5 protein-coding genes and 1 pseudogene are annotated in these 20347 nt (G+C 72.4%); all 6 read right to left on the bottom strand.

The genetic code is table 11. From position 1 onward, the window contains the following. A partial coding sequence (locus FKR81_RS35275; RefSeq protein ID WP_222598509.1) for an adenosylhomocysteinase occupies positions 1–149 on the bottom strand: 149 nt, incomplete at its 3' end. Positions 150–156: 7 nt separating this feature from the next. Next, on the bottom strand, positions 157–1116 hold the full coding sequence (locus FKR81_RS35270) for a carbohydrate kinase family protein (protein WP_146358559.1): 960 nt from the start codon (positions 1114–1116) through the stop codon (positions 157–159). Then, on the bottom strand, positions 1113–2342 hold the full coding sequence (locus FKR81_RS35265; protein ID WP_146358558.1) for a glycosyltransferase: 1230 nt from the start codon (positions 2340–2342) through the stop codon (positions 1113–1115). Before FKR81_RS35265 ends, FKR81_RS35270 begins: the two co-directional genes overlap by 4 nt. Then, positions 2339–3133 carry an FkbM family methyltransferase gene (locus FKR81_RS35260; RefSeq protein WP_186763364.1) on the bottom strand — a complete coding sequence of 265 codons (795 nt, stop codon included), beginning with the start codon at positions 3131–3133 and terminating at the stop codon, positions 2339–2341. The genes FKR81_RS35265 and FKR81_RS35260 overlap by 4 nt, the downstream gene beginning before the upstream one ends. 38 nt (positions 3134–3171) lie before the next feature. After that, positions 3172–15261: pseudogene (locus FKR81_RS45340) on the bottom strand (SDR family NAD(P)-dependent oxidoreductase); the annotation flags it as partial. Then, positions 15258–20333, bottom strand: a complete 5076-nt coding sequence (locus tag FKR81_RS35235; RefSeq protein ID WP_186763363.1) for a type I polyketide synthase — start codon at positions 20331–20333, stop codon at positions 15258–15260. The gene FKR81_RS35235 and the pseudogene FKR81_RS45340, both read right to left, overlap by 4 nt. Positions 20334–20347: the final 14 nt, after the last annotated feature.

The following is a 20347-nucleotide window of genomic DNA, read 5'->3' as shown; positions in this document are numbered from 1 at the left end:
TACACCTCGGCGTACTCACGGCGCAGCGCCATCAGACCGGGCATCTCGTGCTCGGCCAGCCGGATCTCCTTGCGGCCGAACTCGGCCTGCGAGAGGTCAGCAACCGCGAAGTCGACGCCGTTGCGAACTTGGAGGTCGGTCACGGAAATCCTCTTTCTACACGGGGACAGCGGCGAATCGGGAACGAACGTCCAGGCCGTACGCGTCGAGCAGGCGGGTGGAGAACTCGGTGGGATCCAGCGCGTACTCCTGCGTACCGGTGGTCTCCAGCGCCAGCACGGCCAGACCGCATCCCAGCTGCGCGGCCTGCTCGTGGTCGAGATCCCAGGTCAGGCCGGCCAGGAAACCGGCGCGGAACGCGTCGCCGACACCGGTGGGGTCCGCTCGGCGGAGCTCCGGAGCGGCGGGCACGTGGATCGGCGGTGCCTGCGCCGACGAGATCCGCACACCGTTGGGCCCCAGCGTGGTCAGCCAGGTGCCGACCCTGGTCAACACCTCCTCGCGGGTCCAGCCTGTCTTCTCCAACAGCAGACCGCTCTCGTACTCGTTGGTGAACAACAGCTTCGCACCGTCCACAAGGGACCGGATAGCGGCGCCGTCGAGCCGCGCGAGCTGCTGCGAGGGGTCCGCCGCGAAGCGCAGGCCACGGGCCCGGCACTCGGCGGTGTGCCGGAGCATCGCCTCCGGGTCGTTGGGCGCGACCACCACGAGGTCCGCCCGGACGGAGTCCAGTGAGATCGTGCGCGCCTCGGTCATCGCGCCCGCGTAGAAGGAGGCGATCTGGTTCTGCACCTCGTCGGTGGTGCAGAGGAACCGGGCCGTGTGCCGCGACGTGGACACGTGCACCGACTCGGTGTCCACGCCGTGTCGTTCCAGCCACGACCGGTAGTCCGCGAAGTCGGCGCCCACCGCGCCGATCAACGCGGGCCGCAGTCCCAGCACACCCAGCCCGAACGCGATGTTCGCCGCGACTCCACCCCGGTGCACCACCAACTCGTCCACCAGGAACGAGAGGGACACGTTGTCCAGTTGCCCGGCGACGAACTGGTCGGCGAACCGGCCGGGGAAGACCATCAGGTGATCGGTCGCGATCGATCCGGTGACAGCGATCCTCATGCAGCTCGCACCCCTTCGCACTCGGAGAAACGTCGAATCAGGTCAGCGGTCCTGCCCGCGCCGTCCTCTGCCCGGACACGTGCGGCGAGCGCTCCGGCCCGATGCAGGTACGCGGGCTCGGTCACCGCCGCGCTGATCAGGTCACCGAGCCCTTCGGCCGTCAGCTCGCGCAGCGGCTGCCAGCCCGGACTGACACCGGCGCGCAGCACCGTGCGTGCCCAGAACGGCTGGTCCACCAGCAGCGGCGTGCCCACGACGGGCTTGCCCGCGCGCACCCCGGCCGCCGTCGTACCCGCGCCGCAGTGGTGCACCAGCGCGGCCATCCGGGGGAAGAGCCAGCCGTGCGGTACCTCGTCCACGGTCAGCACGTCGTCGGAGTCGACGGACAGCTCAGCCCAGCCGCGCTGCACGACCGCGCGCACGCCTGCCCGGCGGACCGCGCGGAGCACCAGCTCCGGCAACCGCTCGCCGACCATGCTGCCGAACCCGACGTAGACGGGAGGCGGTCCGCCTGCGAGGAACGCGGTCAGCTCGGGTGACGGCTGCCAGCCGGGTTCGGCCACCGGCCACCAGTTGCCCACCACCTCCGCACCCCGCCGCCAGTCCGCGGGACGCGGCGACAACGCCGGGCTGTACCCGTGCAGCACCGGGCCGGTGCCGGAGATGATCCGGCGGCGGATCGCACCGAGACCGGCCGGGCGCAGGCCGAGTGAGCGGGCGAAGTCCTTGAGAGCGCCGTCGAACGGCGTGGGCAGCCGGAGCTCGGCACCCGCCAGCGCCCGGTTGCCCCAGCGGCCGAGCGAGCCGGACAGCCCCAGCATCGACGGCAGCACGAACTCTTCCGTTGGCAGGGACGGGCACAGCTCCACCGGGACCGCCCTGATCCCCCTCGCCTGTGCCACGAGGTGGCCGTGTGCGAGCGCCATTCGTTGCAGGAGCAGGACATCCGCTCCCTCCGTCGCCTGGAGGATGCCGGCGCCGATGTCCGCGGCGACCGCGGCGGCGAGGTCGACGGCAGCCTTGATCCCGGTCCCGGCCGAAGTCAGCCCGGCCCGCATGTCTCCTGGTATCAGCCGGAACTCGAGCCCGCAGCCGCGCACGAGCTTCTCGAACGGCTGCTGCGTCGCGATCGCGACGTCGTGTCCCTCCGCGCGCAGCCGGACGGCCAGCCCGGTCAGCGGCGCGACGTCACCACGCGATCCGACCGCGACGATGACGATCTTCATCGCGGCCTCGTGGCGTACACCAGGTAGTCGCCTGGCGGCACGTCCTCGGCGCCGGCTTCACGCAGGTCGGCGGACTCGGTCAGCAGCGAGGACGCCTGGGAGGACGTGCGGAACCCCTGGGCGCCGAGCAGCGCGAGCACGTCCGCCAGCCTGCCGTCCCGGTCGTGCACCTCCACCACGACCTGGTCGACGCGCGGCCAGTTCGCGGCACCGACGCCGCGCAGCACATCCAGTTCCGCGCCCTCGACGTCGATCTTCAGCAGGTCGATCCGGTCGAGGTCGGACCGCCGCTCGAGCACCGCGGACAGCGTGTCCACGTCGACCCGCACCTCTTCGGAGCCGGCGGCGTGCTCGCCGAACAGCACCCGTTGCATCTCCAGCAGCAACTCCTTGCCCTCCGGCCTGTTCGTGGAGTTGCACGACAGCGCGGGGTGGTACGTGAAGACGGCCTCCTCGCGGCGGGCGCCCAGCGCCAGCGCGTGGACCTCCACGTCCGGCACGCCGTGCAGATCGAGGTTGCGCCGCAACGCTTCCACGACCGCGGGCATCGGTTCGAACGCGAGCACCCGAGCGCTGGGGCACTCCTGCTTCACGAACAGGCTGAAGAGCCCGATGTTGGCGCCGACGTCGAGCACCACGGCGTCCGGGGCGAGCCGCACCCCGTGCCGGAGGTAGGTGCGCAGCTCGAAGATCTCCTCGTAGGTGAAGTGCGCCTGGGTGAGGCCCTGGTGGTTGAAGTCGCTGGTGGTGTAGCAGCAGAACTCGTCACGCACCTGCACGAGTGTGCTCATGTCCGGTCCTTTCGCATCAGCCATTCCCGCACGACCCGTGACGTCTGGGCGGCATGGTCTTCCATGAAGGTGAAGTGGTTCCCCGGCACGTCCACGACGTCGCAGTCGAACTCCCAGTCCGACCGCCAGTCGTGCGCGGCCGCCTCCGCGGAGATCGGCTCGGTCGCGCGCACCAGCAGGGTCGGCGTGGAAGTCTGGGCGGGCTTCCAGTCCCAGAAGTAGTCCCAGTAGCGGGCCATGGCGGTCGGCCACTCGTCGCCTGCGCCCATGATCAGGTCCCGGCGCGCGACGAGCCCGTCCAGCACGCCCTGTTCGTAGCCCGGAATCGCGGCGGCGGCCTGCGGCAGGTAGACGTCCAGCAGCACCAGCCCGTCCGCGGCGTGACCGCGCTTCTCCAGCCGGTGCACCACCTCGTGCGCCACGAACGCGCCGGAGGAGTAGCCACCGACGACGAACGGTTGCCCGTTCGCGAGCCGCACCGCCGCCATGGCCAGCGACTCGACGGCGACGTCGAGGTCGGCGGGCAGCAGCTCGCCCGGCCGGAACCCCGGCTCCGGCAGGACGGACACGTCGTGGCTCGCGAAACCGGAGGCGAACCGGGTGAACTGCTGCGCTCCCGCGAACCCGACGATCGCGGGCAGCAGGATCAGGTGCGGCCCGCCGTCGCCGCGGGCGAGGCGCACCGGGCGTGGCGCGTGGTCCAGGTCGAGCGGGTTGTCGAACGCGGGCCGGAATCGCGCGAGCTGGGTGAGCACGTTCATGAACTCGCGACCGCGGCCGTCGAGGCACGCGTCCACGTACAGCGACTCGACGCTGTGCGGACTCGGTGCGGACGACTCGGCCCCGGTCTCCAGGTGCGCGGCCAGCTCTCTCGGTGTGGCGAAGCGGTAGGTGAGGTCGGCGGGCAGCTCGCGCCCGGTGGCCTCGGTGAGCATCGTGCGCAGCTCGACCGCGGTCATCGAGTCGAAGCCGAGCTCGAGGAACTCCCGGTCCGCGTCCACCGCGTCCGTGTCGGGGTGGCCGAGCACGGCCGCGATCGAGGCCAGCACGAGATCGGCCACCTCGGGTGCCGCGACCGCGTCCGGTGCCGGCGAGGCAGGCCGGGTGACCGGCGCCCCGAGCCAGAACCGCTGCCGCTGGAACGCGTACGTCGGCAGGTCGATCCGGCGCGCCCCGCCGCACGACGCGGTCAGGTCGACCGGCACACCGTGCACGTGCAGCTCCGCCAGCGCGGTGAGCGCCGTGGTGAGCTCGGGACGGTCCGCTCGCAGCAGCGGCACGAACACCGCGTCCGCGCAATCCCCACCCAGTGCGGACAGCACCGCGTCCGGGCCGATCTCGAGGAACGTGGTGATGCCCGAACCGGCGAGCGTCTGGACGGCGGTCGAGAACCGCACGGTCGCGCGCACCTGGGTCACCCAGTACTCCGGGTCGTCCGGCCGCAGCCGCTCGCCGGTCACCGTAGACAGGATCGGGATGACCGGGTCGCGGAACTCCAGCCCGTGCACGACCTCGCGGAACTCCGCGAGCATCGGCTCCATCAGACCGGAGTGGAACGCGTGGCTCACCGGCAGGCGCTTGACCTTGCGTCCCAACGACTTCCAGTGGTCGGCACAGCGCAGCACCGACGCGGAGTCACCGGAGACGACCGTGGCCTCGGGGCCGTTGACCGCGGCGATGTCGACGCCGTCCGGCAGCGCCGCGGCCACCTCGGCCTCCGCCGCCCGGATCGCGACCATCGCGCCACCGGCGGGAAGTCCCTGCATGAGCCTGCCGCGCGCCACCACGAGCTTCGCGGCATCGGCCAGCGACAGCATGCCCGCGACGTGCGCGGCCGCGATCTCGCCGATCGAGTGCCCGGCCAGCACCTCCGGCTCCACGCCCCACGACCGGACCAGCGCGAACAGGGCGACCTCCACGGCGAACAGCGCGGGCTGGGCGTGCCCCGTCTGCTCCAGCGCCGCGGCGTCATCGCCCCACATCACCTCGCGCACCGGCACCGGCTCCAGCTGCGCGCACACCTCGTCGAACGCCGCCGCGAACACAGCGGACTCTTCGTACAGTTCCCGTCCCATGCCCAGTCGCTGAGCGCCCTGGCCGGTGAACAGGAAGGCGAGCCCGCCGCTCCTCGCCGTGCCGCGCACCACGCCAGGCGCCCCGGTGGCGATCGCGTCGAGTCCGCGCAGCAGTTCCGCGTGGTCCTCGGCCACCACGGCGGCCCGGTGTTCCAGCGCGGCGCGCGTGGTCGCCAGCGACAGCGCCAGGTCCGCGAGGTCCGGATTCTCCTGCTCCACGAACGCCTTCAGCTCAGCGGCCTGCGCCCGCACCGCCTCGGCCGACCGCCCCGAGACCACGACGGGGAGTGCGGTCGATGACGTCTCGCGGGTGCTGTCGACCGCGGGTGCCGGAGGCTCTTCGAGGATCACGTGCGCGTTGGTGCCGGAGACACCGAACGCCGAGACACCCGCCCGGCGCGGCGTCGTCCCGCGCGGCCACTCGACCGGCTCGGTCAGCAACCGGACCGCGCCCCGCGACCAGTCCACGTGCGGCGACGGCTCGTCGACGTGCAGCGTGCGCGGCAGGCTCTCGTGGCGCAAGGCCATGACCATCTTGATCACGCCGCTGACGCCGGCCGCGGCCTGTGCGTGGCCGATGTTGGACTTCACCGACCCGAGGTGCAGCGGCTCGGTGCGGTCCTGGCCGTAGGTGGCGAGCAGCGCCTGCGCCTCGATCGGGTCGCCCAGCTTCGTACCGGTGCCGTGCGCCTCCACCGCGTCCACTTCGGACGGTGTGAGCCGCGCACTCGCCAGTGCCTGCCTGATGACCCGCTCCTGGGCGCGGCCGTTCGGCGCGGCGAGTCCGTTGGACTCACCGTCCGAGTTCACCGCGCTGCCGCGCAGGACCGCCAGCACGGGATGGCCGTCGCGCAGCGCGTCGGACAGCCGTTCGACGAGCAGCACGCCGACGCCTTCGGCCCATCCGGTCCCGTCGGCGGCGGCCGCGAACGCCTTGCACCGGCCGTCCGGAGCCAGCCCGCGTTGCCTGCTGAACTCCACGAACGCGGCCGGGGTCGACATGACCGCCGCGCCGCCCGCGATCGCGCGGGTGCACTCGCCCGCCCGCAGCGCCTGCGCCGCCAGGTGCAGCGCCACGAGCGAGGACGAGCAGGCGGTGTCGACGGTGAGCGAAGGTCCTTCCAGCCCGAAGGTGTACGCGATCCGGCCGGACAGGACGCTGCCCGAGTTGCCGGTCATCAGGTACCCGTTGTCCGTGCCCGCGCCCGCGAGCAGGTGGTAGTCCTGGCCTGTGGTGCCGACGAACACTCCGGTCCGGCTGCCGCGCGCCGACCGGGGGTTGATGCCCGCGCGTTCGAACGCCTCCCACGTCGTCTCCAGCAACAACCGCTGCTGCGGGTCCATCGCCAGCGCCTCGCGCGGGCTGATGCCGAAGTGGTCGGCGTCGAAGTCCCCGACAGCGTCGAGGAAACCACCTTCGCGCACGTACGACGTGCCGGGCCTGCCGTCCGGGTCGTACAGCGAGTCCACGTCCCAGCCGCGGTCGGCGGGGAACGCCGTCAGCACGTCGGTCCCGTCGGAGACGATCCGCCACAGGTCCTCCGGCGAGGACACGCCGCCCGGATAGCGGCACGCCATCGCGACGATCGCGATCGGCTCGTCCGTCGCGACGACGTCGACGATCTCGGTCTCGCGATCACCGGACAGGAACTCCGCGAGCGCGGCAGGCGTCGGGTTGTCGAAGACGACCGTCGCCGGGAGGCTCAGCCCCGTCTCGGCGGCGATCCGGTTGCGCAACTCCACCGCCATCAGCGAGTCGAAGCCCGCGTCGCGGAACGCCCGGTCGGTGTCGACCGCGTCGGGCGAGGCATGCCCGAGCACCGCGGCCGCCTGCGCCCGCACGAGGTCGAGCAGCGCCCGTCCGTGCATCTTGACCACCGGTGCGTCGCTCTGCGGCGCGGGCGGCACGATCTCGTCGAACAACGTGCTGGCGCGCACGGACGTGAACGTCGGCAGGAACACCGACAGGTCGACGTCCACGACGCCGACGAAAGTCTCGTCGTGCGACAGCGCCTGGTGCAGCGCGGTCAGTGCGAGCCGCGGTGGCATGGGCGGCATTCCCCTGCGCCGCAGCACTTCCTCCGCCGTCGCGTCGACCCGGCCGCCACCGCCCCACGGACCCCAGGCCACCGACGTGCCGCGGGCGCCGCGTTGCCTGCGGAGCTCCACCAGCGCGTCGAGGTGCGCGTTGGCCGCGGCGTAGGCACCCTGGTCGCCACTCCCCCACACGCCCGCCATCGACGAGAACACCACGAACGCGTCCAGGTCACCGGCCAGCTCGTCCAGGTGGATCGCGCCGGAGACCTTGGCGTGCAAGGCTTCCGCGATCGCCGCCTGGTCCGAGCCGCGAGGTATCGCCGCGGCGGCGTGGAACACGGCCGTCACGTCGTGGTCCGCCAGCAGCGCCGCGACCGCGTCCCGGTCGCCGACGTCCGCCGCCACCACGCTGACCGGGACACCCAGGTCCGCGACCAGTTCGCGCGCACCGGGCGCGTCGAGTCCGCGCCTGCTCGCGAGCACGAGGCGTTCGGCGCCCTGCTCGGCCAGCCACCTCGCGACCTGCGCACCGACACCGCTCGTGCCGCCAGTGACGAGCACGGTGCCGCGAGGTGTCCAGTCCTGCCTGGGGTTCGCACCGAGCGGAGCCCGCACGAGCCTGCGCGCGTAGACGCCGGACGGCCGCACCGCGACCTGGTCCTCGCCGTAGGCCCCGGACAGGACCGCGGCCAGCCGTTCCCTGGTCTTCGTGCCGGACGTCGCGGGCAGGTCGATCAGCCCGCCCCACCGCCGCGGGTGTTCGAGCGCGGCGACCCGGCCGAACCCCCACAGCTGAGCCTGTTCGGCACTGGTGACCTGGTCCGAGGTCCCCACCGCGACGGCTCCGCTGGTGACGCACCACAGCGGCGCGTCGATCGTGCGGAGGAGATCAGCCGTGCCCGAGACGTCCAGCAGTGACAGCACGCCGGCGATCGGTTCGCCGGTGTCCACCCGTTCGGCGCCGACGACCACCCGGTGGTCGATGTCCGGCAGCCAGTGCAGGTCCACGTCGTTGTCCGGCACCACGACCAGCCACGTGCCTTCCGGCGTGCCGGTGCGTTCCGTCAGCTGCTTCCAGCTCACACCGAAGCGCCATCCGTCCACAACGGACCGATCGTCGCGCCGCACCGTGGGCCAGAACCGCTCGTGTTCGAACGGGTAGGTCGGCAGGTCGACGAACCGCCCGGTGAGCACCGAGCGCCAGTCGACGACGGCGCCGTGCACGTGCGCCTCGGCGAGCGCGGCGAGGAAGCGGTCCAGGCCGCCGTCGTCGCGGCGCAGCGTGCCGCACGCCGGGGCGTCGATCTCCGGCACGAGCACAGGATGCGGACTGGCCTCGACGAAGAGCCCGAAGCCCTGGTCGGTCAGCGTGGCCACAGCCGGGCCGAACTCCACGGTCTCCCGCAGGTTGCGGTACCAGTACGCGGCGTCCAGCTCGGCGGTGTTCAGCCACTGCCCGGTGACCGTCGAGAAGAACGGCACCTCGGACGACCGCGGGCGCACGTCGGCCAGCGCGGACACGATCTCCGCTTCGAGTGCCTCCACCTGGGCGGAGTGCGACGCGTAGTCGACCGGGATCCTCTTGGCGCGCACGCCGACGTCCGCGCAGCGCGACAGCAACGCGTCCAGTGCGTCGTTCGCGCCGGAGACGACGGTGGCGGACGGACCGTTGACGGCCGCGATGGACAGTCCCCCGGTCAGCGGCACCTCGTCGCGTGGCAGCGCCACCGACACCATGCCGCCCTGCCCGCACACCGAGGTCAGCGCCTTGGCGCGCAGCCGCACGATGCGCGCGCCGTCGGCGAGCGACAGCGCCCCGGCCACGACCGCCGCCGCGATCTCGCCCTGCGAGTGGCCGACGACGGCGTCCGGTTCGACGCCCGCCGAGCGCCACAGGCGGGCCAGCGACACCATCACCGCGAACAACGCGGGCTGGACGACGTCGACGCGACGCAGAGCGTCCTCATCGGCGAGCACGGCGGTCAGGTCCATCCCGAGCGCGGCGCCGCACTCCGCCAGCTGTGCGGCGAAGAAGGGTGACTCCTCCGCCAGTCGCACGGCCATGCCCGCCCACTGCGCGCCCTGGCCGGGGAAGACGAAGGCGACCTTGCCCGCGCGGGCGATCCCCTTGACCACACCGGGAACCGCTTCACCTCGGCCGTAGGCGGCGAGCGCCCCCGGATCGGTGAACGCGACCCGGTGCTCCAGGCCCGCTCGTGAGGTCGCCAGGGTGAACGCGATGTCAGCCGGGTCAGCGTCGACCTCGGCCAGCCGCGCCGCCAGCTCCCGCAGCGCCTCAGGCGTGCGCGCCGACAACAGCCACGGCTGCGCGGCAGCCGGCGTCTTCACATCACCGGGTGTGCCGTCGACGACACCTTCCAAGATCACGTGAGCGTTGGTGCCGCTGATGCCGAACGCGGAGACCGCCGCGCGGCGAGGCCGGTCGTGCGCGGGCCACGGGGTCTCGGCGGTGAGCAGCTCCACGGACCCCGCCGACCACTCCACGTGCGGGGACGGCGAGTCGACGTGCAGCGACCGGGGCAGCACACCGTGCCGCAGCGCGAGCACCGTCTTCACGATGCCCGCGATCCCGGCCGCGCCCTGGGTGTGGCCGATGTTGGACTTCACCGAACCCAGCAACAGCGGTGTGGTGCGGTCGCGGCCGTAGGTCGCGAGCAGCGCCTCGGCCTCGATCGGATCGCCCAGCTTGGTGCCGGTGCCGTGCGCCTCCACCGCGTCGACGTCCGAAGTGGACAGACCGGCGGCCGCGAGCGCCTTGCGGATCACCCGTTGCTGAGCCGGGCCGTTGGGCGCGGTGAGGCCGTTGGAGGCGCCGTCGGAGTTGACCGCGGACCCGCGCAGCACGGCGAGCACCGGGTGACCGTGCCGCTGGGCGTCGGACAGCCGCGCCAGCACCAGCACGCCACCGCCCTCGCCCCACGCCGTGCCGTCGGCGGCGGCGGCGAACGGCTTGCAGCGGCCGTCCGGCGCCAACGCGCGCTGACGGCTGAACTCCACGAAGGTCGTCGGGGTGGCCAGCACGGCCGCCGAGCCGACGAGTGCGAGCGAGCACTCGCCCGTCCGCAGCGACTGGGCCGCCATGTGCAGCGCCACGAGCGCGGACGAGCAGGCCGTGTCGACCGTGACCGACGGACCCTCCAGCCCGAAGGCGTAGGACACCCGGCCGGATGCCACGCTCGCCGCGTTGCCGGTGATCAGGAAGCCGTCCGCGGCCTCGGCGCTGCCGGCGAGCAGACCGCCGTAGTCGCCGCCGCTCCCGCCGACGAACACACCGACCTGGCTGCCGCGCAACGACTTCGGGTCGACGCCCGCTCGTTCGAACGCCTCCCACGACATCTCGAGCAGCAGTCGTTGCTGCGGGTCCATGCCGGTGGCCTCGCGGGGCGAGATGCCGAAGAACGCCGCGTCGAACGCGGCCGCGTCGTCGAGGAAGCAGGCTGCGCCGACGTAGCTGGTGCCCGCGCGGTCCTGCTCGGGGTCGTACAGCCGCTCGGTGTCCCAGCCCCGGTCGGCAGGCAGGCCGGACAGCACGTCGCGGCCGTCCGCGAGCACCCGCCACAGCTCTTCGGGAGAGCCGATCCCGCCGCCGAACCGGCAGCTCATCGACACGATCACCACGGGGTCGTCGTCCGCGACCGCCGCCACCGGAACGTCTGGTTCACCGACGTCGCCGTGCAGGTGATCGGCGAGCGCGACCGGGTTCGGGTGGTCGAAGACCAGTGTCGCGGGCAGTTTCAGCCCGGTCGCGGCGCTGAGGTGGTTGCGCAGCTCGAGCGCGGTCACGGAGTCGAACCCGAGCTCGGCGAACGCCCGTGTCGGCTCGACGGCAGCCGTTCCCTCGTGTCCCAGCACGATGGCGGCCTGGGTGCGCACGAGCTCCAGCAGTTCCGCGCGGGACAGGGACTTCTGCTGCCGCGGCTCCAGCTCGCGCAGCGCCGCCTCGATCTCCGGGAGGCCGAGCAGGAGCCGGTTGAACCGGGGCGCGTCGACCGCTCCACCCGCCCTGGCCCACTCGACGTCCACCACCGCGACGAACGCGTCGTCGTGGTCGAGAAGTGGTTGCAGCGCTTCGAGTGCGACGCGCGGCTCGAGGGTGCGGACACCGAGGCGCCGCAGCCTGCCGTCCACGATGCCGTCGCCGAGGCCACCCGCCCAGTGCCCCCACGCCACCGAGGTCGCGGGGAGCCCGCGGGCCCGCCGGTGGTGCGCGAGCGCGTCGAGGTAGGCGTTGCCGGGCGCGTAGTTCGCTTGCCCGATGTCGCCCGCGGTGCCCGCCAGCGAGGAGAACAGCACGAACGCGGTCAGGTCGGCGTCCGCGGTGAGCTCGTGCAGGTTGCGCGCCGCCTCGGCCTTCACCCGCAGCACGCGGTCCATCTGCTCGCGGGTCAGGTCGTCGACCAGCGCGTCGTCGAGCATCGCCGCGGTGTGCATGACCGCGCGCAACGGGAGCTCGTCGGGAACCAGCGCGAGCACGTCGGCGAGCGAACCCGCGTCGGCCAGGTCGCAGGCGACCAGGGTGACCCGTGAGCCGAGCTCGGTCAGCTCGGCCTCCAGTTCGGCAGCGCCGGGCGCGTCCGGACCGCGTTTGCTCAACAGGAGCAGGTGCGGCGCGCCGTTCCTGGCGAGCCAGCGGGCCACGTGCGCGCCGATGGCGCCGGTGCCACCGGTGACGAGCGCCGTGCCCTCCGGCCGCCACGCGCGGTGTCCCGGCCTGCCGTTCAACGGTGCGCGCACCAGCCTGCGCGCGTGCGTTCCGTTGGCGCGCAACGCGATCTGGTCCTCACCGGTCCCGGTGAGCACGGCGGCGAGGCGGGCACCGGTCGTGTCGTCGAACGTGCCCGGCAGGTCGATGAGGCCGCCCCAGCGGTGCGCGTGGGCGACCCGCACGATCGCACCGAGACCCCAGACCATCGCCTGGTCCGGATGCTCGACGAGGTCGTCCTGCCCGGTGCTCATGGCGCCCGTGGTCGCGCACCACACGGGCAGTTCGCGGTCTCCCACGGCCTGCACGAGGTTCAGCGTCTGCGCCAGGCCGAGCGGCAGCGCGCCGGTGCGGTCCTCGGACATCGCCAGCAGTGACACGACGCCGGTCGAGTCGGGCAGCAGCACGGCGAACGTCTCGCGGTCCGCGGTCGGCCCGACCTCGACCCGGCGCACCTCGGCGCCGTGCGCCTCCAGCGCGGCCTGCACCGGCGCGGCCAGTTCCGCGCCTGAGGCGGGTACGAGCAGCAGCCACGTGCCGTCCAACCGGGCGGGTGCGTCCTCGACGCGGGTCCAGGTGAGGGTGTGGCGCCACGAGTCGGCCAGCGCCTTGTCGTCGCGCACGGGTGCCGGTCCTTCGAGCCAGTACCGCTGGCGCTGGAACGCGTACGTGGGCAGGTCGACGCGGCGTGCTTCGGGGAAGGCGGGTGTCCAGTCGACGTCGACACCCAGCACGTGGGCGTCGGCCACCGAGCGCAGGAACCGATCCATGTCGCCCTCGCCGCGCCGCAGCGTGCCGACCGCGGACAGCTCCTCCGGCAGCACCGGGAGCGAGGTCGGGTGGGCGCTGGGCTCGACGAACACGTCGAAGCCCTCGGCGGTCAGCTCGGTGATCGCCTGGTGGAAACCGACCGGCAGGCGCATGTTGCGGTACCAGTACGCGGCGTCGGTCTCGGCGGTCTCCACCCAGCGGCCGGTGACCGTCGAGAAGAACGGGATCTTCGGCACCTGCGGGGTGATGCCCTCCAGGCAGTCGAGCAGTTCGGCTTCGAGGTCCTCGACCAGCGCCGAGTGCGACGGGACGCTCGCGGGGACGCGGCGCGCCCGCACTCCGTCCGCCGCGCACCGGGCGAGCAACGCGGCCACGGCGTCCTCGGTACCGGACAGGATGGTGGCGGCCGGGCCGTTGATCGCGCCGATCGCCAGGCCGTCGGTGAGCTCGACGCGGTCGTGCGGGAGCGCGACGGAGACGAGCGCGCCGCGGCCGACGACGCGCGTCATCAGCTTGCTGCGCAACGCGATGACGCGCATGGCGTCTTCCAGTGACAGCGCGCCGGACACGCACGCGGCGGCGATCTCGCCCTGGGAGTGGCCGACGACCGCGCCCGGCGTGACGCCGAACGAGCGCCACAGTTCGGTCAGCGACACCATCACCGCGAACAGCGCGGGCTGCACGACGTCGATCCGCTCCAGCGCGGCCTCGTCGGACAACGCGTCGAGCAGATCCCAGTCCACGAAGGAGCGCAGCACCTCCGCGCACTCGTTCATCCGGCGCGCGAACACCTCGGACGTGCCGAGCAGGTCGACGGCCATGCCTGTCCACTGCGCACCTTGGCCGGGGTACACGAACACCGGGTTCGAGCACCGCGCGAGCCCCGGCAGGTGGAGTCCACCTGCCACCGCGTCGAGTCCGCTCACCAGCTCGTCGCGGTCCGCACCGAGCACGACCGCGCGATGCCGGAGCCGCGCACGACCGGTCGCGAGCGAGCAGGCGACGTCGGCGGGATGGAGCTCAAGACGTGTGACCAGGTGGTCCCGCATCCGGCCCGCCTGCGCCCGGACCACGTCGGCGGTCTGGCCGGTGATGATCAGTGGCACCGGGCCGGAAGTCGTGGTCTTCGGTGGTTCCTCGGCCTGCGGGGCTTGTTCCAGCACGACGTGCGCGTTGGTTCCGCTCACGCTGAACGACGACACGGCGGCGCGGCGCGGCCGGTCCACGTCGGGCCAGGGCGTCGCCGAGGTGAGCAGCTCGACCGACCCGGCCGACCAGTCGACGTGTGGTGACGGCTCGTCCACGTGCAAGGTCTTCGGCAGCACACCCCGTTGCATGGCCATGATCATCTTGATGACGCCACCCACACCGGCCGCCGCCTGGGCGTGCCCGATGTTGGACTTCAGCGACCCCAGCAGCAACGGTGTGCGGCGGCCCTGGCCGTAGGTGGCCAGCAGCGCCTCGGCCTCGATCGGGTCGCCCAGCTTGGTGCCGGTGCCGTGCGCTTCGACGGCGTCCACTTCGGATGGTGTGAGTCCGGCCCCGGTCAGCGCCTGCCGGATGACCCGCTGCTGCGCGGGCCCGCTCGGCGCGGTGAGCCGGGTGCTCGCACCGTCCTGGTTGACCGCGCTGCCGCGCAGCAGCGCGAGCACCGGGTGACCGTGCCGCTGGGCGTCGGACAGTCGTTCCAGCAGCACGATGCCCGCGCCCTCGCCCCAGCCGACCCCGTCGGCCGCGGCGGCGAACGCCTTGCTGCGCCCGTTCGGCGCGAGTGCCCGCTGCCTGCTGAGCTCCACGAAGGGCATCGGCGTCGACATCACCGTGACGCCGCCCGCCAGCGCGAGCGTGCACTCGCCGGACCGCAACGCGGCGGCGGCCCAGTGCAGTGCGACCAGGGAGGACGAGCACGCGGTGTCGATGGTGATGGCGGGCCCCTCGAGGCCCAGCGCGTAGGCGACCCGGCCGGTGGCGACGCTGCCCGCGCTGCCGTTGCCGACGTGGCCCTCGAACCCGTCGGGGGCCTGCTGGAAGCGGGCGGCGTAGTCGTTGTAGACGACACCCGCGAAGACGCCGGTCCGGCTGCCCCGCAACGACGCCGGGTCGATGCCCGCGCGTTCGATCGCCTCCCAGGAGATCTCCAGCAGCAGTCGCTGCTGCGGGTCGACGGTGAGCGCCTCGCGCGGGCTGATGCCGAACAGCTCGGCGTCGAACTGGTCGGCGTCGTGCAGGAAGCCGCCCTCGCGCACGTAGCTGTGGCCCGTGCGGTCCGGGTCGGGGTCGAAGAGCGACTCGACCGGCCAGCCCCGGTTGCCCGGCATCGGCGTGACCGCGTCCCTGCCGTCGGCGAGCAGCTGCCACAGGTCCTCGGGGGACGCGACGTCGCCGGGGAACCGGCAGCCCATGCCGACGATCGCGATCGGGTCGTGGTCGGTCGCCTCGCGCAGTTGCTGCCGGGTCTGCCTCAGCTCCGCGGTCATCCGCTTGAGGTAGTCGATGTACTGCTGCTCGCTCGGCATGATCAGGCAACTCCCCGGTCGGTGATGCCGAGCTCGCGCTCGACGAGTGCCAGTACGTCCTGCGCGGTCACGGCGTCGTCGAGCTCCGTGCGGTTCTCTCCCGGCAGCTCTTCGCTCAGCTGTTTCGCCAGCGCACGGGGCGTCGAGTGGGAGAACAGCAGGGTCGACGGCAGCCGCAGGCCGGTGGCCGCGGCCAGGTGGTTGCGCAGCTCGACCGCGGTGAGCGAGTCGAACCCGCTGTCCAGGAACCCCTGGTCGGCGTCGATGTCGGCCGGCGCGCGGTAGCCGAGCACGTCGGCGGCCTTGGTGCGCACCAGCGTGAGCAGCACCCGCCTGCGCCCGTTCTCGTCCTTGCCGTCCAGCGCCTGACGCAACACCGCCGCGGTGTCCTCAATGGACTTCGGAGGAACCCGGACGAGTCCGCGCATCAGCGGTGGCAACGCCCGCCCGCGCAGGGCGAGCGGGTCCAGCCGGACCGGCACGAGCACCGCCTCCCCCGCCGCGCAGGCCGCGTCGAACAACGCGAGCCCGTCGGCGGTCGGCAGCTCCGCGACGCCGGAGTGCTCGATCCGCGCCAGGTCGGTGCCGATCACGCCGCTGGTCAGCTTGCTGCGCTGCTGCCAGAGGCCCCAGCCGAGCGACGTCGCGGGCAATCCCTGCGCGGCGCGGTGTTGTGCCAGCGCGTCCAGGAAGGCGTTGGCGGCGGCGTAGTTGCCCTGTCCCGGCGAGCCGAACGTCGAGGCAGCCGAGGAGAACAGCACGAACGCGTCCAGGTCCTTCGTCAGCTCGTGCAGGTTCAGCGCGGCGTCGATCTTGGGCCGCAGCACCGCGTCGACCTGGTCCGGGGTCAGCGACTCGAGCACGCCGTCGTCCAGCACGCCCGCGGCGTGCACGACACCGCGCAGCGGACGATCCTCGGGGATGCCGTCCAGCAGGGCGGCCACCGCCCTCCGGTCGGCGACGTCGCACGTCGCGATCCGCACGTCGGCGCCGAGCTCGGTCAGCTCGGCGGCGAGCTCCGCTCCAGCACCACTGCGGCCGGCCAGCACCAGGTGCCGGACACCTCGTTCGGTCACCAGGTGCCTGGCGACGAGACCGCCGAGCGTGCCCGCACCACCCGTGATCAGCACCGTGCCTTCCGGGTCCCACACGGGCTCGGCGGAGATCCTGGGCATCCGGGCGAGCCTCGGCACGGAGAGGACTCCGTCGCGCAGCGCGAACTGCGTCTCGTCCGAGGACCCCAGCACGGGGAGGTGCCGTTCCAACGCGGCCGGGTCGTCGGCGTCCACGAGCACGAACCGGCCGGGGTGCTCGGACTGCGCCGACCTGACCAGTCCCCACACGGCGGCGTTGACCAGGTCGAGCACCTCCTCACCCGGCGACGCGGCGAGCGCGCGGGAGGTGACCACGGCGAGCTTGCCGGGACGGTCCTCCGCGAGCCACGAGCGCAGGCTCCCCAGCACGTCGCACACGACTTCGTGCGCGGTGGCTCCGGTGCCGGTCAGCGTCAGGCACTCGACCGGAGCGGCCGGGCCGGGCACGCCGTCGAACGGCACCCAGTCGATGCGGAACAGGGAGTCCTGGGGGCCTGTGTGGATCTGGGCCGGGGTCACCGGTCGCGCGGTGAGGCCCGCGATCGACAGCACCGGCCTGCCCGTCTGGTCCGCGAGGTGCACGGACACCTCGTCACCGGAGCGGACGATCCGCGCCCGCAGCTCGGTCGCTCCCTCGTTGTGCAGCGCGAGCCCTCGCCAGGCGAACGGCAGTGCGGCGCCATCGGTCTGGTTGTCGAGCACGAGCGGGTGCAGTGCCGCGTCCAGCAGCACGGGGTGCAGGAAGTGCTTCCCCGCACGGAGTTCTCCGGGCAGCGTCACGGTCGCGAAGATCTCGCCGTCGCGCTGCCACACCTCGCGCAGGCCCCGGAACGCGGGACCGTAGTCGATGCCGATGCCACCGAAGAGCTCGTAGAGTTGTTCGGTGGCAACAGGGTGAGCGCCTGCGGGCGGCCAGGTGCCGTCAACACCGACCGCGGCCCGCCCGTGGCCGAACGCCGCCGTGGCGTGCAGCTGCCACGGTTCGTCCTGCCTTCGGGAGTAGATCGAGGCGGATCGGCCACCGTCGACGACGACGTGCAGCGCCACCGGCTCGGCGTCCAGCAGCACCAGCGGGGCGGTGAGGGTGAGCTCCTCGACCAGGTCGCAACCCGCCCTGGTGGCGACGTGCGCGGCCAGGTCGACGAACACCGCGCCGGGCACGACGACCGAGCCGAAGACGGCGTGGTCGACCAGCCAGGGGACGGTGCGCGAGGAGACCGATCCGGTGAAGAGCATGCTGTCGGTACCGGGCAGTGAGGTGCACGCGGCCAGCAGGGGGTGGCCGACATCCTCCAGGCCCGCGGCGGCCACATCACCCGCAACGGCGGGTGCGTCGAGCCAGAACCGCTGCCGCTGGAACGGATACGTCGGCAGATCCACCCGACGCGCCCCCGCCGTCAGCGAACTCCAGTCGACCGCGACACCGTGCGCATGCGCCTCACCCAACGACAACGCGAACCGCTCGAGACCACCCTCACCGCGACGCAGAGAACCAACACCGACGACGTCGTCGCGCAAGTCGGGCACCAGCAACGGATGCGGGCTCATCTCCACGAAGAGCCCGAAACCCTCGTCCGGCAAAGTCGTCATCGCCTGGTCGAACCGCACCGGCTGCCGCAGGTTGCGGTACCAGTACTCCGCGTCCAGCTCGGTGCCGACGAGCCACTTCTGATCCGTGGTGGAGTAGAACGGAACCTGCGACTCACTGGGGATGACACCCGCGGCGATCGCGAGCAGTTCCTCACGGATCTCCTCGACGTGCCCGGAGTGGCCGGCGAAGTCGACACCCGGCAGCTGCCACCGCGGCACTCCCGCCTCGGACAACACCATCCCGAAGCCGGCCATGGCATCGGCGTCACCCGAGACCGTGACCGACGCCGGGCCGTTGACCGCAGCGACCCAGAGCCTGTCCTCCCACCCCGCCAGCAAACCCAGCACCTCGTCGTACGGCGCCAGCACCGACAACATCGCGCCCCGGCCCGCCAGCGTCCGTCCGATCAACTCACTGCGCAGCCGCACGATCCGCGCCGCATCCTCGAGCGACAACGCGCCAGCCACACACGCCGCGGCGATCTCACCCTGACTGTGACCAACCACAGCCGACGGCTCCACACCGAAAGACCGCCACAACGCCGCCAGCGACACCATCACCGAGAACAACGCGGGTTGCACGACCTCAACCCTGTTCAAAGCCTCCTCATCGGCCAGCACCTCATCGAGGTTCCAGCCCAATGCCGCACCGCACTCCGCGAGCCGAGCCGCGAACACCGGCGACTCCTCGGCCAGCGCCAGCGCCATGCCCGGCCACTGCGAACCCTGACCGGGGAACACGAACGCCACCTTGTTCTCCGGACGGGCGACGCCGCGCACCAGCCCCGGCGCGTTGTCACCCGCCACCAGCGCGTCCAGCGCCCGGTCGAACGTCGTCCGCTCGGTGCCGACGATCACGGCGCGGTGCTTGAACCGGGCGCGGCCGGTGGCCAGCGTGTGACCGACCTCGGCCACGCCGAGCTTTGCCACGTGTTCCCGCAGCCGCACGGCCTGCTCGCGCAGCGCGTTCCCGGTGCGCCCGCTGAGCACCCACGGCGTCAGCGTGCCGTGGAGCTCGTCGGGCTCCTCGGCCTTTCGAGGAGCCTCCTCGAGGATGAGGTGGGCATTGGTTCCGCTGAGCCCGAAGGACGACACCGCGGCACGACGCGGTTGTCCGGTGTCCGGCCAGGGTTTCGTGGCGGTGAGCAGCTCCACCGCGCCTGCCGACCAGTCGACGTGCGGTGACGGCTCGTCGGCGTGCAACGTCTTCGGCAGCGTCCCGTGCCGCAGCGCCATCACCATCTTGATCACGCTCGCGACCCCGGCCGCGGCCTGGGTGTGCCCGATGTTCGACTTCACCGAGCCGAGGTGCACGGGGGTGGTGCGCCCCGTGCCGTAGGTGGCCAGGATCGCTTGTGCCTCAATGGGGTCACCGAGCTTCGTGCCGGTGCCGTGCGCCTCCACCACATCGATCTGGTCAGCGGTGAGCCGGGCGTTGCGCAGCGCCTGCCGGATGACCCGGCGCTGCGACGGGCCGTTGGGTGCCGTGAGCCCGTTGGACGCGCCGTCCTGGTTGACCGCGCTGCCCCGGATCACCGCGAGCACCGGGTGCCCGTTGCGTTCGGCGTCCGACAGCCGTTCCAGCAGCAGGACTCCACCGCCCTCGGCGAACCCCGCGCCGTCCGCCGCGGCGGCGAACGCCTTGCTGCGGCCGTCGCCGGCCAGGCCGCCCTGCCTGTTGTACTCGGTGAACACGCCCGGTGTCGCGAGCACGGCCGCGCCACCCGCGAGCGCCAGCTCCGACTCCTCGCGGAGCAGCGACTGGCAGGCGAGGTGCACGGCGACGAGCGACGACGAACACGCCGTGTCCACGGTGATCGCGGGTCCCTCGAAGCCACCGAAGTAGGCGACGCGGCCGGTCGCCACGCTGCTCGTGGTTCCGGTCGCGACGTGCGCCTCGGTCGTGGACCGGCTGGTGCGCAGCTGGCCGGCGTAGTCGTTGTGGATGACGCCCGCGAACACACCGGTCCGGCTGCCGCGCAACGACTCCGGGTCGATCCCGGCTCTTTCGACCGACTCCCAGGCCATCTCCAGCAGCAGTCGCTGCTGAGGGTCCATCGTGGATGCTTCGCGCGGGGAGATGCCGAAGAACTCGGCGTCGAAGCGGTCCGCGTCGTGGAAGAACCCACCGACCTCCGGGCCGTCCTCGTCGTACACGGTCGCGAGGTCCCAGCCGCGGTCTTTCGGGAACGCCGACAGGGCGTCCGTGCCCGATGCGACGATGTCCCACAGGTCCTCGGGGGTCCAGGCGCCGCCGGGCAGGCGGCAGGACATGCCGATGATCGCGACGGGTTCGGTCGCGCCGTCCTCCAGCTCGCGCAGCTTGCGTCGGGTCTCCCGCAGGTTCGCGGTCACCCACCTGAGGTTCTCCACCAGGTCTTGCTCTGTCGCCACGGAAAACACCTCCA

It is taken from the genome of Lentzea tibetensis (assembly GCF_007845675.1).
Classification (GTDB): domain Bacteria; phylum Actinomycetota; class Actinomycetes; order Mycobacteriales; family Pseudonocardiaceae; genus Lentzea; species Lentzea tibetensis.
This window is presented reverse-complemented; position numbering and strand designations above follow the sequence as displayed.

Excerpts from the sequence above, each read along its gene's own strand:
- FKR81_RS35270 (WP_146358559.1), bottom strand. The coding sequence starts at position 1,116 with ATGAGGATCGCTGTCACCGGATCGATCGCGACCGATCACCTGATGGTC.
- FKR81_RS35265 (WP_146358558.1), bottom strand. The coding sequence starts at position 2,342 with ATGAAGATCGTCATCGTCGCGGTCGGATCGCGTGGTGACGTCGCGCCG.
- FKR81_RS35260 (WP_186763364.1), bottom strand. The coding sequence starts at position 3,133 with ATGAGCACACTCGTGCAGGTGCGTGACGAGTTCTGCTGCTACACCACC.